The organism is Clostridium tetani, from assembly GCF_900167265.1.
In the GTDB taxonomy this organism is placed as follows: domain Bacteria; phylum Bacillota; class Clostridia; order Clostridiales; family Clostridiaceae; genus Clostridium_G; species Clostridium_G tetani.
Genome location: NZ_FUWT01000002.1, coordinates 58568 through 72653, shown reverse-complemented (window position 1 = coordinate 72653; position 14086 = coordinate 58568). Strand labels below are relative to the sequence as shown.

Below are 14086 nucleotides of genomic sequence, written 5' to 3'. Positions count from 1 at the left end.
GTCCCGACACGAAAGGGCTGCCAGTTGCATTTCGGACAAAAAAATTTAGAAAAAATACAGAGATGCTCAATTGCATAACACAATCGTGCACAAATGATTTATTAAGAATTACATAATGATGTGTGTGCTCATATTGGTGGTCGAATTATCTCGTTGGAGGATAAAAACTTTTTTAACGAGTAAAAATTATGCGGAGCATAAAACTAAAAAAAGACACGCGATACCTCCTTTCATACCGCGGTATACTTAAAAAGGGTAACTTTAATACCCATCCAAATTTCCAATTTTGAAAAAGGAAAACGGCGGCTTTGATTGTTATTTCAAAACCGCCGCATGGCCACATTTGGCCCGCAAAACATCATCTGCCACAACTGCGGTTTTTTTATTACCGCAGGGTCGCACTCCTTTGTAATTTACATTACTTGTATAGGATGGATTCTGTATTTTCAAGGTCTAAAGCGTCTTTCGGAACAATTGGCAATCACTTGAACTAGATGTTTTTTTGATTTTCTATCAAGTCAATATAGGTTTTGAATCAAGTCATATCATCCCGAAGTGCGTCAATGATATTTTCTTTTTTTATCTTGCTAATGGCATACAGCATTGTAATGAACACGATAAAGAGCACGCTGAACACGCTGATTATCATACTGCCCCACGGGAACACAAAATCGAAGTTGTCCATCCTTTCTACGGCCACCAATCCTTTGTAAATCAGCCACGAGATGATTGCCGCTATTGGAAGCCCGAATAGCAACGTCCTCATGCCATAAAAGACACATTCGAAATTCATCATCTTATTGAAATCGCGATCGGACATCCCCACCGATCGGAGCATAGCAAGCTCCCGCCTGCGCAACCTGATATTCGTGGAAATCGTGTTGAACACATTGGCAACCGCAATCAGCGAAATCATGATGACAAAAACATAGGTGAACACATCAATAACAAATGTTAGACTGCGGTATTGTTCAACTATCGCGTACACATTGTACAGGGTATACGCAGACATAATTCCCGCGTCTTGAATCATCGCTTCCATGTCAGCCACCGATTGCGAAGGATTCTTTGAAAGAAAGGCCAGCCCCATATCCGCATGGGTATCCGGGGTTTCAAACTTCTCTTTGAGCGAATAGGGGGCCACCACCATAAAAACGTATGACCTCTGCTTGGAAGATTGCCTTGGGGGCGGATCCACCGGGTACGTATCAACAAACGTAATGTTTATGCTTTGCCCCTGTTCCATCATTGGCTTGTCATTTGTTTCGGGAGCAACACTGAAAGTCGTGGAACGACTCGCGAACATATCAAACAACTCGCTTGGCCCGTCTTTCTTGTCAACCCGCTTTTTGGCAACGGCAATCATTTTCGCACCCTGCCCAGTATATTCTTCTGCGGGCAAACTCAATTCTTTGATAAAACGCAGATACTCGCTGTCCTCAATAAACTGGATGTCCATTGGCAGATAAACCGTTTGATCCGGCGCAGAATAACCCACGTATTCCCGGTAACGATCTGAAAAATCGCTTGCCTTAACCGCGCATGAATACGCGAAAACCGCTTGGTACGAGCTTTCGTAAACCCCATCTGCGGTTTTTAGTTTGTCGTAAAGCGGGAACATTTCGCTATCGTCTATGTCCTGAGTGGTAAGAAAGATGTCATAGTCAAAGTCCATTATCAACCGTTCTGAAAGCCGTTTCAGAGTTGTTCCAAAAGCACTTCCCGATACAAACAGCACTACGCTTAAAACAAGGGATAGTACAATGCTGCGATAGCGTTTTTTGTTTCTCTTAAAATTCTTTAGCGCAAGAGCTCCCTCCAAACCATAAATACGCTGCACGAGTTTTGACGTTTTCACGACTTTCGATTCGGTTTTAACCTCGTTGGTCTGGCGAATACTCTCCATAACGGGAGTGTTTGCGGCTTTCCTAGCCGGGATATAGGCTGAAATCAAAATGGTAACCAAACTGACTGCCACCGCCGCGACAATGGCGTGGACAGATACCGACAAGGTTAGAGGCACGGTGCTATAGAGAATGTTCCCGAAATTCCTAGCAACAATAGGAATTACAAACCCGATACTACCTATGCCGACCATAACGCCAATCGGTATGCCAATTGCGCCAATGCAAAGTCCCTCAAACAGCACCGAATTTCTTAGTTGCCCTGCCGTAGCCCCTACCGACGAGAGAATACCGAACTGGCGTGTGCGTTCGTTTAGCGAGATGTTGAAAGAGTTATAAATCAGAAAAATCGAGCCTACCATTATTATGGCAACCAAAATACCACCAACTGCGTACAGAAGCGCGTTGAACAGTTTATTGTCTGAAGCGCCCATGAAGCGAAGCACATAATCATTAAAGATATAAGCCCTTGCTCCGGCTGTGCTGCTTGCGTAAGCCTGGACTCCGCGCGGATTTTTAAGCGTGACAAATATGCTGAAGCTTTCCGCTTGGTCTGCTGTATCTGCTTTCGTTATCAAAGTGTATCCCGGTGCGGAATGTTCCTCAAAACCGGGTCTTTCGCAGATACCCACAACCGTGTAGGTTCTCTCTGCTTTTGGCACAAGAACTTCTTTGTCATCTCCCGATTCTCCCCCGGACAGATAAGGGTCGTGTTGACCGAGATTCTTGTTTCCATCAATGCGCCTTCCAACAGCAAGTGAAAGCGTGTCGCCCACCGTGAATCTAACGCCGCCCTTTGCCGCGACGTGGGCCGGGACAAGAATCTCCTCGCTATTTTCAGGCAGCCTGCCGGAAATCAGGCTTATGGGCAAGGTATCAAAGGCTTCCTCGCTGAATCCAGCGAGGAAAAGATAGGGCTTTTCGGGGCTTTTCCCGCCGTCAAGCGTTGCATAGCCGATATTTTCAAATACTACGGTGTTTGCAACTCCATTGTCATGGGTTCGCTCCTGCACAAAAGAGGAATCAACATCCAAAAACTCAACATGCCAATCGCCGTATTTCACAATAGAACCGTTTACCAGAAAATTTAACAGGGAAGTGCCAAAAGTAGCGACTGCCGTAATCATGGCGGCGGACAGGATAACTCCGATAACCGTTACAATTGTTCGTGTGCGACTTTTTTTCATGCCTTGCAGGGTAATTTTGTTAAAAATGTTCATGGTCTCACCCTCTCGTCTCGCACTACTTTACCGTCTGATATGCCGATAATGCGGTCTGCTTGCAGGGCGATATTTTCGTCATGCGTGACGACGATAAGGGTCTGCTGATATTTTTGATTGCTTAATTTCAGCAGATTGATAATTTCATGTCCATTTCGGCTGTCCAAACTACCCGTGGGTTCGTCAGCAAGCATGACCGCTGGGGCATTCATCAAAGCACGTCCTATGGAAACGCGCTGTTGCTGACCGCCTGAAAGCTGATTGGGTAAATGCATTTTTCGATCTTTTAACCCAAGCAGGTCTAACAAGTCATTCAGCCGTTCCTCGTTGACCTTCCGCTTGTCCATCAATATAGGCAAGGTGATGTTTTCCACTACATTCAGAGTGGGAATGAGGTTGTGGAACTGGTAAATCAGCCCAACCTGTCGCCTGCGGAAAATAGCCAGTTTTTCATTGCTTTGGGCATATACATCCTGCCCGTCCAAATACACCTTTCCGCTTGTCGGCACGTCCACGCCGGCGATGATGTGAAGCAATGTGGATTTGCCGGAGCCAGAGGAGCCGATGATTGCGGTAAACTCCCCCTTTTCGATTGTAAGCGAAACATGGTCAAGCGCGGTAACTTGGTTTTCGCCCTTGCCGTAGACCTTGCATAAATTTTCAATTCTTAAAAACTCCATTATGTGAGTCTCCTTTCTCATGTTTTACCTATATAATAGAACCTTGAACTTACATCTCTGTGACTTTCAGGTGAGAGATTCGTCACTTTGGGAAACGAATGGCAAATATCGCACCGCCCTGCGGGTGATTTTTTGTGGTAACCATTCCTCCCTGCCGTGTTATAATCATCTTGCAGAGAGCCAATCCAATCCCGTATCCTGTAGCGTTTGGGTTTTTCCCACGATAAAACCTGTCAAACAGGCAGGGTAAATCTTCTTTTTCAAAGCCCGTGCCGCTGTCGTGGATAGCAATCTCGGTAAACAGTGGATTGTCCGTGCAGACAATCTCAATCTTCCCGTTCTCGCCTGCGCTCTCCACGCAATTTTTGAGAATGTTTTGAATTGCTTCCGAAAGCCAACCTGAATCTCCCTGAATAATCATCCCTTTGGGTGCATCTATTTGCAAATCAATATCGTGCAGTTCCATTGGGATTAGGAACGGGCGAAGTGCGGCACATATCAAGTTGTTTACATTTATCTGCTCACTTTGGAACACCACAATGCCCGCGTCCAAGCGTGATAATTTCAATAGGGAAGTAATCAGCCAATCCATCCGCACAAGCAATTCCTCTGTTTCCCGCACAAATGCTTTTCGCTCGTTTTCATCAGGGTTATTCGCTAACAATGACAGAATGAGGTTCGCGGATGTGAGGGGAGTTCGGAGTTGGTGGGCTATGTCCGCCAGCGAATCGGCAAGATGTTCTTTTTCTTTTTTCAGCGCATCGTTTTGCTCCCGAATACGCAGCATCATTTTTGTTATCTCGCTGTGCAGAATGGAAAGTTCACCCTCGTCCGATTCATCAATATACAGATGGTCAGCATTATGAAGCACAAGATCGATTTGCTCTGAAATCCGCGCAATGCTTTTGTATCGGGCTTTGGTAAACACGAAAAACGCTGTGCCAAAGGCGGCGACAGAAGCAATGGAAAGGATTCCCGCCACCGCATTGATTGCAAATCCCAACATTACAGCGGCGGCGGCCATTAATGAGAACAAAATTACAAACTGTCGAAACTCTCTATTCCGAAGCATACTCTCCCCCCAATCTATACCCCGTCCCACGAACGGTCAGAATTATTTGCGGGCTTGCTGGGTCGTTCTCTATCTTCTCCCGCAAGCGTTTGATGTACACGGTCAGTGTATTGTCATTGACAAACTCGCCCGCTGCGTCCCACAACTCGTCAAGTAGCCTACCCCTTGTGATAATACTTTTTGGGTTACTAATAAACACCAGCAACAAGCGGTATTCTAATGCTGAAAGAAAAACCTCGTTGCCGTTTTTTTTCACAATGCCGCTTGCCGTATCGACATGAAGCCCGCGAATTTCAAAATCCGACCTAGAACGCCCGCTTTTTCGCAAGGCGGTTCCAATTCGTGCAATCAATTCACGCGAACGAAAAGGCTTGGTGATATAGTCGTCCGCGCCCATGTTCAGCCCGGTAACAACACTCGCCTCATCCCCAGAAGCCGTCAGAAAGATAACGGGAACATCTTGCGTTTCTTTGATTTCCGTGCAAACCGTAAAGCCATTTCCGTCAGGCAAAGAAATATCAATCAACGCCAAGTCAAATTTATTCCCAGCAAGCGCAGCAAAGGCTTCACTCCGCGTAGGGGCATGAGTGACTGTAAATCCCTCCGAGCGGAGCAGAAGCATAAGGTTTCTGGCAATTGCCTTATCGTCCTCAACCAAAAATATCCGTTTCATCTATTTTCACCATCCTTTACTTTACTGCTCCTGTATCGTCTGTCAGCCGGTCTTTCGGCGTCAACTGGAACAAGCCATGTATTTCCCATTTTTTTAGCTCCCTTAATCCGTCCGGCAGAGCAATGGTACACTACCATTCTATCTGTGATTCCCCAATTTTTCCCTGCTTCTTTTGTCGTTATATAATCCACGCATAACACCTCCATAATTTTATTATATTTCTTTTGACAGAAATATACAAGCTGAGGTATAAAACAAGTCATGGCCCTCGTAAACGGGTCTACATATTCTTTTAAGATTATTTGTTCATATTCTATATCTTCTTGTAGTATACTTACAAGCATATATATATGATCTTTACATGCATTTGCTTCTATTATTTCTACGCCCTTCCATTCACATAACATCCTAAGTATTTTTCCTATTTCTTTTTTCTTCTCTCCATATATTTCTTTTCTTCTATATAATGAAAGATTTGTTGATGCTATTGCGGATATTCCCAAATATACAGGTTGTATTTTGCTTGTACAAACTATAAACTCTACTGGATTTGCATAATAAAGCACAAATGTTAGTGTTTCTGCTACCTTGTTTCCAAGCTCATCTACAGTTGTTTTAATTCAAAAGTATCCATTTGATCTAAAATATTATCTTTAGGTTGACCTAATTCTACTTTTGCATTTAATCCTCTAAGTACATCTTTTTTTATTTTTATAACTGGAACTTTAATATCTATATCAAAATCTTTGTATCTTACAATAACTCTATCTCCTACATTAACTTTTTGTAAGTACTTGTATTTTTCATATTCTTCAGTTTTACTAAGTTCTATAAAATCCACTTCAATATTTACTTTACTAAGCCCTATGGTTTTTATACTTTCTTTTGCCATAGCTCTTAAGGTTACTTCATCCTCATCTTCTTTGAAATAAAACAGCTTATGACTTCATCTAAAACTCCAAGTCCATTAGTTTCAAAGTTGCCTTTTGTGGTTTTCTTATCGTATATGTATATCACTCTATCACTTCCCTGTCTAACTAATTTTGTGTAAAAAAATAGCCTACTATAAATATAATAAGCCATCTTTGCATTAATTAAGTTATTTTATTCTAGAAATATTATTCTAGCTCTTCTATTGAATTCAGTTCAAATATATCTAATCCATTTTTATTGCTTTTTTAACTATTTCTAATAATACTTTTGCCTGAAAGAGTAGTCTCTTGATTAAAGGATATATCATTTTTAATATAATAACTAATAAGTTTTATGGCTTCTCTTGCACATTTAATTTATAAATTAGCATTTTTCCATGAACCTATTCTTGACACCATTCCATCAGTATTTATTCTTTTCCTATTACGTTCTCTTGTTCTTTTTGTAATACTAAATCTGATAAAGTAATATAAAAGTCTTGTTCTTCTTTAGTCTTTACCTTTTTAAATAATTCTTTCAAGTCATAATATGAATATTTTAAAAATTGTTTATACAAATCGTTTTGTTCATTTATATTTTTCATAGCAAATTCCTCCGAATATATTGTTTTCTTATATTATAATTTTCACAAAGTCCTTTTAATAATTATTTTATTTTGCTTATATATCTTCTCCTATCAATAATGTTAAGTAATGTATACGCAATACAACAAATGCCATCATTGAAATTATAAATTCTTTCATCCTCATCATTCATAATTTCATCATTAGCAAATTTATTATATTTTTCATCTAAATTTTTAATAATCTTATTAGACTTTGTAATATTCTTCTTTAACCACTTTCTAGCAACTTTTTTATCATTGACATCTGTATCTTTAAGGAGTTTTTCAAATTTATCAATCAATTCTTTATGTCCTTCATTATGAACAAGTATCCATTTGCAGTTTGAATCATTCTCTTGTTTTATTTCTTCACTTTCTTCTCTATGTATAATATCAAATCTTCTACATTGTTCAATTATAAAATTCTTATTCATCCAACTATCATCCCTTTTATTAATTTTACTATCATAATTTTAAGACAAAAGCTCCTGAGTGTAAATAAATACCTCAAGAGCTCTAATAACTATATTAAATATTTTCTCCCTGTTTTCTAACCTAGCATCAAAAAACATATACTATTTTTACTATTCCATAATCCCAGTTATATCAAGGCTTCTAGCTATGTTTCCTTTTAAGCCTCACTACAGTTTCCACATGCATTATAAGGAAACACATATTGCCGAAAACAAATTTGTTAACTTTATAAATATAAATACATTGGTAAACCTATATCTTGAACATTTATTTCTTTACGGATTAACCCCTTTATTTTTCCTGCAATTCCTTCAATTTTTCTATGTCAGAAATAATATATTCTTTTCCCTTTTCTTTTTTTAATATTCCCAACTCACAGAATTGCTTAATGACGTATAGCACATGACGATAACTAACATTCATATATTCAGAAACATCTGTATGAGGAATACTATATATACCATTCTGTTGATATTGAAGAATAAACGCAGCAAGTCTTCTATCCAAAGAATAATTCAAGCTCTCGCTCATTCGATAACTTCTCGTTAATAATTTATTGGAGATATACGATGCAAAATAAAAAGAAACTTTTCCATTTTCTTTGCATAATTTTCGTAACTCATTCATATCAAATTCCAAACATTCCACATCTTGAAGAACTCTATTTTCTTTTATGTCAGACTCGTAGCAGAATAAAGAGATCTCACCTACCCAGTCATTCCTCCCTACAAAGTCGAGGATTGAACGTCGCCCATTTTTATGATCAATATAAATTTTAGCAGTCCCCGATAGAATAAAATAGCAATGTGTTGCGCTACCGTTTATTTTATAAATATTATCATTTTTTAAGAAAGTCCTTTTCGTTCCACTTTCAAATATTATCAAGGGTATCTCATTATCAAAAAACATTTATTTTTCTCCTATATATGATATTTCTCATATTTAATTTTCTTTCTTTATTATAACATTATTACAACAATAAGAATATCAAACAATCAGAGGTGAAAAATGATTCCACAATATACGAAAAAAGTATTATATTCAATATCGGCGTTTCTGTTGCTTAGCTTAGGTATTTCTCTGCAAATCAAGGCTGGGATTGGCCAAAGTATGTTTAATGCATTCTCTTTGATTTTGGCAGAACTATTTAATTTAGAGATTGGAACTGTGATTAGCTCTTTAAACATGTTATTCTTTATAATTTATCTTATTATTAGACGATCTCACATTAACCGTCGAGATATTATTCAAATAGTAGCAACCACAGCAAATGGTTATATTGTCAACCTATTTATTTACTTTATTTTGAGCCATTTAATAATTCAGTCCTATTTTTTAAGAGTATTGATATTTGTGCTTGGGCTTAGTTTAGCTTCCCTTAGTTTAGGTTCAATTCTAGCTATGGAAATAATTCAATTACCACTTGAAAGTTTATGCATTGTGCTATTTCAAAAGCTTGAATGTAAGCTGACGACAATTCGAATGAGGTTTGATATTTTCTTTGCGATTAGCACATTGATACTTACTTTAATAACCAGCCATAGCCTATATATAAGAGAAGGAACTATCATTAGCTTTTTCGTACTCTCTAGGTTAATGGGTTTCTCATACTATTTTCATAAAAAACATTTATAGAAGGGGTTATAGATTATGTATGATATTATTTTGATGGACTTAGATAATACTATTTTGGATTTTGATGTTGCTGAAAAAGACAGTTTCAGAAAAATCATTGAATCAACAGGGCTAAACTATACAGATGAGTTATTGCAGCAATACAAAAAAATAAACAGATCTTTATGGAATCGCCTCGAACAAGGAAAACTTTCAAAAGAAGTTGTATTGAATACGCGTTTCAGTGAGTTTTTTAAGCTTTATGATATTCAAGTTGATGGTAGGAATATAGAAAAAAGGTACAGATTTTACCTTGATAATTCTTCTTCGCTCATTCACAATGCAGAATACACCTTAACAGAACTGAAGATAATGGGGAAAAAAATTTATTCAGCATCTAACGGTGTATATTCAACGCAAATCAAGCGCCTGTCAAATGCTGGAATAATTCACTTATTTGATGGGCATTTTATCTCTGACAAAATAAAATATGAAAAGCCTTCCCCTTATTTCTTTGACTTCTGTATCAAAAACATATGTGGAGTTCCTGATAGTTCCATAATCATGGTAGGAGATAGTCCTACTTCTGATGTGCAGGGAGCAGTTAATGCCGGAATTGATTCCTGTTTCTATCAACATAACAAAAGTGTTGAATGTGCCTATGCTAAATATACCATACATGATATTTCCGAACTCTTAGATATAGTGTAGCTTATTTGTATTAAAAACGATTGTATCTCAATGCACAATTTTATAAAAGCCCTTGAGGCTTCAATTTCACTCAAGGGCTTAAATTCATTGATATTACTCACTTTTAATATCTTTCAAGTTTCACTATCGCTTCCACGTGTGTAGACAAGCCTTCAATAAAAAGTGATAGAATTCTCTATTGCCTCATTTCATGCAAAGTTTTATCGTTACCTTTTATTAAAACCCAATCATAAATTCTAATACTAGACCATACGGTAACCTTTTGTCCCCATTTATTAAATGTAAGTTTTTCACCTTTAAAATTAACATACTTACTATCAATAACAGTAGTTTCTGAGTTATCTTATTTTTTAACTGCCAAACAATAATTTACATTATCAAAGGCTGTCATCTGATGGTTTGGATTTGCCTTATTATATTTTTTGAAATACTGGTCTGTTATTTCATTGGGGGTCAAATGTTCATAAATCATAAAATTGCTTTCATCTAGCAGTTTCTCCAATTCCATATAAGAATAACTTCCAAGCATTTTTTCATTTGCGGCACCAGCCATCGTTGCTTGTTTTTTAGCCCGTTCTCCCGCTTTTTCTGTATAAGCCTTATCATCATTATAATCAAAAACAATACTACTGCCTTTTGGCACAATATTTGAAATAGTATTGATTGCATGTGCAAAATTTTGCTTAGTCAAATAGTAATTCACCCCAAGTAAACTACAAAAACTTATTTTGTTTTTCTCAAATTGGGAACATTCAATTAGATTTCTTTCCCAAGTTTCTTCTGTAAAATCAATAGATATATAGTGTATATTAGAAGTTTTTTCTGTCATTACTGTTTCAATGCGCTTTTGCTTGTCGACTCCAGTAAAAGGATGATCCAGTTCAAATATTTGAATGTTTTTTGCCCATTCAGGCTGACGATATGCAAATGTATCATACCCAGCAGCAAAAATCAAATATTGCATCAACAGCATGTTGTGCCTTTGCTTCATTGTACATTGTTATAACCCCCATTTTAATAACTAACATTAACTATAATCAACTTTATAATTTTTCTCATCGGCTTTATTTCTTAAGTAATGCTAAAAAAGCACCTTTATTAAAAGGTACCTTTTTAGTAAAACATTTGGTATTTAATTTTATTCATCAACCTCTATAAATTCAAACACTTCTTCTACTGATTTTCCAAAAACTTTGGCAATATCCATACCCAGTTTTAAAGAGGGATTATATCGTTCATTCTCTAAGTGTACTATAGTTTCCCTTCTTACACCTACTAATTTTGCCAATTCTTCTTGTTTCATATTAAACTCTCTGCGTAATTCACGAATTTTAGTCTTTAACTTTTGCACCCTAAGCACCAACCTTTTCATAAACAACAAAGAAAATGAATTCAAGAAAATTAACTCCACCTAATACAAACGGTAATATTATTTTTAAATTAATTACCCATTCACCTTTAAAAATAGCTATTAATGTACAAATAGAAATTCCTAATGATAGAAACCCATATACTGTTGATTTAGCTCTATTCTTATTATACTCTGCCATTTCATCTTCCGGCTCTGATTTTATAAAATATGGGATAAACATTGAAACTGAACCAACTAATAAAATAATAGCTGCTATTATTAATAAAATTTTATTGGCTTTAAAAACCTGTATAAACCCCATGCCAATCCAAACCACTCCAAAGAATCCATTATTCAACATTGATTTTTCTCTTAAAGTCAGTACCTTTTTCATGTAACCACTCCCTAGTATATAATTCTAATATTTGTTATGTATTTATAACTTATGTTAGAATTATATAACATTTGTATTTATTTATCAATAAAAATGTTATATATACTTCACATAATGTAAATATATTACTGAAAATAGCATTCCTTCATCATACATTCTTGCCACCACCCTTAAATAGCAATAATTCCATTTGGTCATCTTCCTTATCATTAATTACAGCATAAGAAAAACCACCCTTTAGATGGCTTAAATTCTACTTTTCTATTGCTGTGTATCTTGGATAATCATAACTTTCTGAATCTACTAAAATGCTTTTCTTAGTTTTTGTATTTTTAACTCTTATGCATCGTAATTCTCCTTTTGAATTGCATCCCCCATCTTCTTTTGTTATCCAAGGTTGATCTCTGCAAAAGTCCTTTGCAAATTTTTTAAATTCCTCATCACTTAGTTTAACTTCTTTTGTAACTTCGTAAAGTTCTCCTTTCATGCCATCCTTTTTAGCTTCTTTTGTAAGGTATTTAAGTTCCTTTAAATTTAAAACCTTTCTTCCAAATAATGCTTTCATTTTTTTAACCTCCATGTGTGTTTTCGTTACATACATATATCACTCTAAAGCACACATATATCAAGGGTTTTATTCGCTTTTTTTAATATCTTTATAAGAAATTTTTTCACCATTTCTTATAAGAAATACCGCCTCATCACTATCTACTTGTCCTATATATCTCTTAACAATAACATCAGCATACTTTTCATCAAGTTCTATCGTATAGCAAATTCTATCTGTCTGCTCACAAGCTATAAGAGTTGAACCACTTCCTCCAAAAGGATCTAGAACAATAGAATTTGTTAAACTTGAATTTGTAATTGGGTAAGCAACTAAAGCTATTGGCTTCATTGTTGGATGATATTTTGATTTTGTAGGTCTATCAAAATTCCAAGTGGTCCTTTGCTTTCTGTCTCCGTAAAATTTATGTCCTGCAGTAGGTTTCCATCCTACAAGTATAGGCTCATGATTATATTGATAATCACAACGCCCTAGTACTGGAGAATTCTTTATCCATATACAAGTTTGGTGACAAAAGAATCCTGCATCTTTAAAAGCTACTCTAAAATTAACTGTTTCTTTATCGGCATGAAACACATAAATAGAACCACCATCTGCAAGACTTTCATACATTCCTTTATAGGAATTTAAAAGAAACTCATAAAACTTTTTATCTCCCATGTTATCATTTTGAATTTTTCCTGCTGTTCCTTCATAGGAGACATTGTACGGAGGGTCTGTTACAACTAAATTTGCTTTCTTTCCTTCCATAAGTTTTTCATATGTTTCAAATTTTGTGCTATCACCGCATATCAAGCGATGTCTTCCAAGTAACCAAACATCACCATTCTTTATGATTGGAACTTCTGGTGGTGCTTCATCAAAACCATCCTCTTTCACACCTTTAGGATGAAGTTCATTAAAAAGTTCATCAATTTCTGGCGGCTCAAAACCTGTAAACTCTACATCGTAATCAATTTCCTGTAGATCCTTTATTAAATCAGCAAGTAATTCTTTGTTCCATTCACCAGTAATTTTATTAAGAGCAATATTTAATGCCTTTTCTTTGGTTTTATCAATATCTATTACAATGCAATCTATATCTTCATAACCTAATGTTTTTAAAACTGAAACCCTTTGATACCCTCCTATAATTGTCATATCAGAATTTACAATAATAGGCTCAACATATCCAAATTCATTTATGCTGCCTTTAATTTTCTCAAATTCTTTATCTCCTGGTTTTAACTTTTTTCTAGGATTATATGCAGCAGGAACTAAATCTGAAATTTTTAATTTCTTAAATTCCATTTTCCTCATCCCTCCAAAATCTATCTCTAATGTAGCAGTTGTGGCTACAATATTTTCTATTTTTATTTCCATAAGCACTAAATTCTTTTCCACAGTAAGCACAGGTATATTTATAAAATGCTGTCTCTTTTCTATTTCTTTTATCTTGATTTTCATTCCACCATTTTCTTCTACACTCATCAGAGCAAAATCTTCTAGTTCTGCCTTTACCATTTTGCTTTAAGGGTTTATTACAATAAGCGCAAAGTAAATTTCTTTTCATTTTTTCTTCAAAATTTAGAGCAACAACACATGAATTTCCTTCTAACCCATTACACTTACAAAACCCTCTAACACTATCTCTAGTTAGATTTAAAAAGTTAGCAATTTTTTTATATCCCATACCTTTTAATCTTAGTTCTCTTATTTTTTCCTTTTCATCACTTGTCATATGAGTTGCTCCTTTCATTAAACTTTTACGCAATAAAAAAAGCACCCACAACGCTTGTAGCTACTTAATTTAAACTTTATATTATGCGATTTTTGCCTATCCCCCTTGTTTAATTCTGCGAAAATTCACAGGAGAGGGGGCGGCGGTCCTTGGCATGTCCTCTTTAGA

Annotated in this window: 16 protein-coding genes and 2 pseudogenes; 2 read left to right on the top strand and 16 right to left on the bottom strand. The window is 36.2% G+C overall.

Annotated features, from left to right (window positions below; genetic code table 11):
- Positions 1-535 precede the first annotated feature (535 nt).
- The 10 genes and pseudogenes from B5D21_RS00370 to B5D21_RS00330 form a co-directional block, all read right to left on the bottom strand.
- The gene (locus B5D21_RS00370) at positions 536-3124 is read right to left on the bottom strand and encodes an ABC transporter permease (RefSeq protein ID WP_011100089.1); all 2589 of its coding nucleotides are present in this window, start codon (positions 3122-3124) and stop codon (positions 536-538) included.
- Positions 3121-3804 carry an ABC transporter ATP-binding protein gene (locus B5D21_RS00365; protein ID WP_035109270.1) on the bottom strand — a complete coding sequence of 228 codons (684 nt, stop codon included), beginning with the start codon at positions 3802-3804 and terminating at the stop codon, positions 3121-3123. Before B5D21_RS00365 ends, B5D21_RS00370 begins: the two co-directional genes overlap by 4 nt.
- An 82-nt stretch (positions 3805-3886) precedes the next feature.
- Complete coding sequence (locus B5D21_RS00360; RefSeq protein WP_035109267.1) at positions 3887-4876, bottom strand: sensor histidine kinase; 990 nt, start codon at positions 4874-4876, stop codon at positions 3887-3889.
- Positions 4863-5549 carry a response regulator transcription factor gene (locus B5D21_RS00355; RefSeq protein ID WP_011100092.1) on the bottom strand — a complete coding sequence of 229 codons (687 nt, stop codon included), beginning with the start codon at positions 5547-5549 and terminating at the stop codon, positions 4863-4865. The genes B5D21_RS00360 and B5D21_RS00355 overlap by 14 nt, the downstream gene beginning before the upstream one ends.
- Before the next feature lie 329 nt (positions 5550-5878).
- Positions 5879-6013, bottom strand: a pseudogene (locus B5D21_RS14120) (transposase); the annotation flags it as partial.
- Positions 6014-6153: 140 nt separating this feature from the next.
- A complete protein-coding gene (locus B5D21_RS14220) occupies positions 6154-6441 on the bottom strand; it encodes a phage tail spike protein (RefSeq protein ID WP_035109264.1) in 288 nt (95 codons plus the stop codon).
- Positions 6442-6733: 292 nt separating this feature from the next.
- Positions 6734-6943: pseudogene (locus tag B5D21_RS14215) on the bottom strand (ATPase); the annotation flags it as partial.
- Positions 6892-7065, bottom strand: a complete 174-nt coding sequence (locus tag B5D21_RS13860; RefSeq protein WP_128993693.1) for a hypothetical protein — start codon at positions 7063-7065, stop codon at positions 6892-6894. The pseudogene B5D21_RS14215 and the gene B5D21_RS13860, both read right to left, overlap by 52 nt.
- Before the next feature lie 62 nt (positions 7066-7127).
- Complete coding sequence (locus B5D21_RS00335; protein WP_011100094.1) at positions 7128-7520, bottom strand: hypothetical protein; 393 nt, start codon at positions 7518-7520, stop codon at positions 7128-7130.
- Positions 7521-7851: 331 nt separating this feature from the next.
- Positions 7852-8469 (bottom strand): cyclic nucleotide-binding domain-containing protein, encoded by a 618-nt coding sequence (locus B5D21_RS00330; RefSeq protein WP_011100095.1) that lies wholly within the window; start codon positions 8467-8469, stop codon positions 7852-7854.
- A gap of 99 nt (positions 8470-8568) precedes the next feature.
- Here B5D21_RS00330 and B5D21_RS14515 point away from each other — a divergent pair, with 99 nt between their 5' ends.
- Positions 8569-9195, top strand: coding sequence for a DUF6198 family protein (locus tag B5D21_RS14515; protein ID WP_011100096.1), 627 nt, complete (start codon positions 8569-8571; stop codon positions 9193-9195).
- A 15-nt stretch (positions 9196-9210) separates the two neighbouring features.
- Positions 9211-9885, top strand: a complete 675-nt coding sequence (locus tag B5D21_RS00320; protein WP_011100097.1) for a YjjG family noncanonical pyrimidine nucleotidase — start codon at positions 9211-9213, stop codon at positions 9883-9885.
- 343 nt (positions 9886-10228) lie between these two features.
- Here B5D21_RS00320 and B5D21_RS00315 read toward each other — a convergent pair whose 3' ends face one another.
- The 6 genes from B5D21_RS00315 to B5D21_RS00290 form a co-directional block, all read right to left on the bottom strand.
- Complete coding sequence (locus B5D21_RS00315; RefSeq protein WP_011100098.1) at positions 10229-10876, bottom strand: class I SAM-dependent methyltransferase; 648 nt, start codon at positions 10874-10876, stop codon at positions 10229-10231.
- A 147-nt stretch (positions 10877-11023) separates the two neighbouring features.
- Positions 11024-11236: a helix-turn-helix transcriptional regulator gene (locus B5D21_RS00310; protein WP_035109261.1), complete on the bottom strand. Its 213-nt coding sequence runs from the start codon at positions 11234-11236 to the stop codon at positions 11024-11026.
- A 1-nt stretch (position 11237) separates the two neighbouring features.
- Complete coding sequence (locus B5D21_RS00305) at positions 11238-11630, bottom strand: hypothetical protein (RefSeq protein WP_011100099.1); 393 nt, start codon at positions 11628-11630, stop codon at positions 11238-11240.
- Between the two features lie 253 nt (positions 11631-11883).
- Positions 11884-12195: a DUF6329 domain-containing protein gene (locus B5D21_RS00300; protein WP_035109259.1), complete on the bottom strand. Its 312-nt coding sequence runs from the start codon at positions 12193-12195 to the stop codon at positions 11884-11886.
- 69 nt (positions 12196-12264) lie between these two features.
- Positions 12265-13488 (bottom strand): site-specific DNA-methyltransferase, encoded by a 1224-nt coding sequence (locus B5D21_RS00295; RefSeq protein ID WP_035109258.1) that lies wholly within the window; start codon positions 13486-13488, stop codon positions 12265-12267.
- Positions 13478-13918 (bottom strand): hypothetical protein, encoded by a 441-nt coding sequence (locus tag B5D21_RS00290; RefSeq protein ID WP_035109255.1) that lies wholly within the window; start codon positions 13916-13918, stop codon positions 13478-13480. Before B5D21_RS00290 ends, B5D21_RS00295 begins: the two co-directional genes overlap by 11 nt.
- Positions 13919-14086: the final 168 nt, after the last annotated feature.

Excerpts from the sequence above, each read along its gene's own strand:
- B5D21_RS00335 (WP_011100094.1), bottom strand. The coding sequence starts at position 7,520 with ATGAATAAGAATTTTATAATTGAACAATGTAGAAGATTTGATATTATA.
- B5D21_RS00300 (WP_035109259.1), bottom strand. The coding sequence starts at position 12,195 with ATGAAAGCATTATTTGGAAGAAAGGTTTTAAATTTAAAGGAACTTAAA.
- B5D21_RS00365 (WP_035109270.1), bottom strand. The coding sequence starts at position 3,804 with ATGGAGTTTTTAAGAATTGAAAATTTATGCAAGGTCTACGGCAAGGGC.
- B5D21_RS00305 (WP_011100099.1), bottom strand. The coding sequence starts at position 11,630 with ATGAAAAAGGTACTGACTTTAAGAGAAAAATCAATGTTGAATAATGGA.
- B5D21_RS00360 (WP_035109267.1), bottom strand. The coding sequence starts at position 4,876 with ATGCTTCGGAATAGAGAGTTTCGACAGTTTGTAATTTTGTTCTCATTA.
- B5D21_RS00295 (WP_035109258.1), bottom strand. The coding sequence starts at position 13,488 with ATGGAATTTAAGAAATTAAAAATTTCAGATTTAGTTCCTGCTGCATAT.
- B5D21_RS00370 (WP_011100089.1), bottom strand. The coding sequence starts at position 3,124 with ATGAACATTTTTAACAAAATTACCCTGCAAGGCATGAAAAAAAGTCGC.
- B5D21_RS00290 (WP_035109255.1), bottom strand. The coding sequence starts at position 13,918 with ATGACAAGTGATGAAAAGGAAAAAATAAGAGAACTAAGATTAAAAGGT.
- B5D21_RS00355 (WP_011100092.1), bottom strand. The coding sequence starts at position 5,549 with ATGAAACGGATATTTTTGGTTGAGGACGATAAGGCAATTGCCAGAAAC.
- B5D21_RS13860 (WP_128993693.1), bottom strand. The coding sequence starts at position 7,065 with ATGAAAAATATAAATGAACAAAACGATTTGTATAAACAATTTTTAAAA.
- B5D21_RS00320 (WP_011100097.1), top strand. The coding sequence starts at position 9,211 with ATGTATGATATTATTTTGATGGACTTAGATAATACTATTTTGGATTTT.
- B5D21_RS00330 (WP_011100095.1), bottom strand. The coding sequence starts at position 8,469 with ATGTTTTTTGATAATGAGATACCCTTGATAATATTTGAAAGTGGAACG.
- B5D21_RS14515 (WP_011100096.1), top strand. The coding sequence starts at position 8,569 with ATGATTCCACAATATACGAAAAAAGTATTATATTCAATATCGGCGTTT.
- B5D21_RS14220 (WP_035109264.1), bottom strand. The coding sequence starts at position 6,441 with ATGGCAAAAGAAAGTATAAAAACCATAGGGCTTAGTAAAGTAAATATT.
- B5D21_RS00315 (WP_011100098.1), bottom strand. The coding sequence starts at position 10,876 with ATGAAGCAAAGGCACAACATGCTGTTGATGCAATATTTGATTTTTGCT.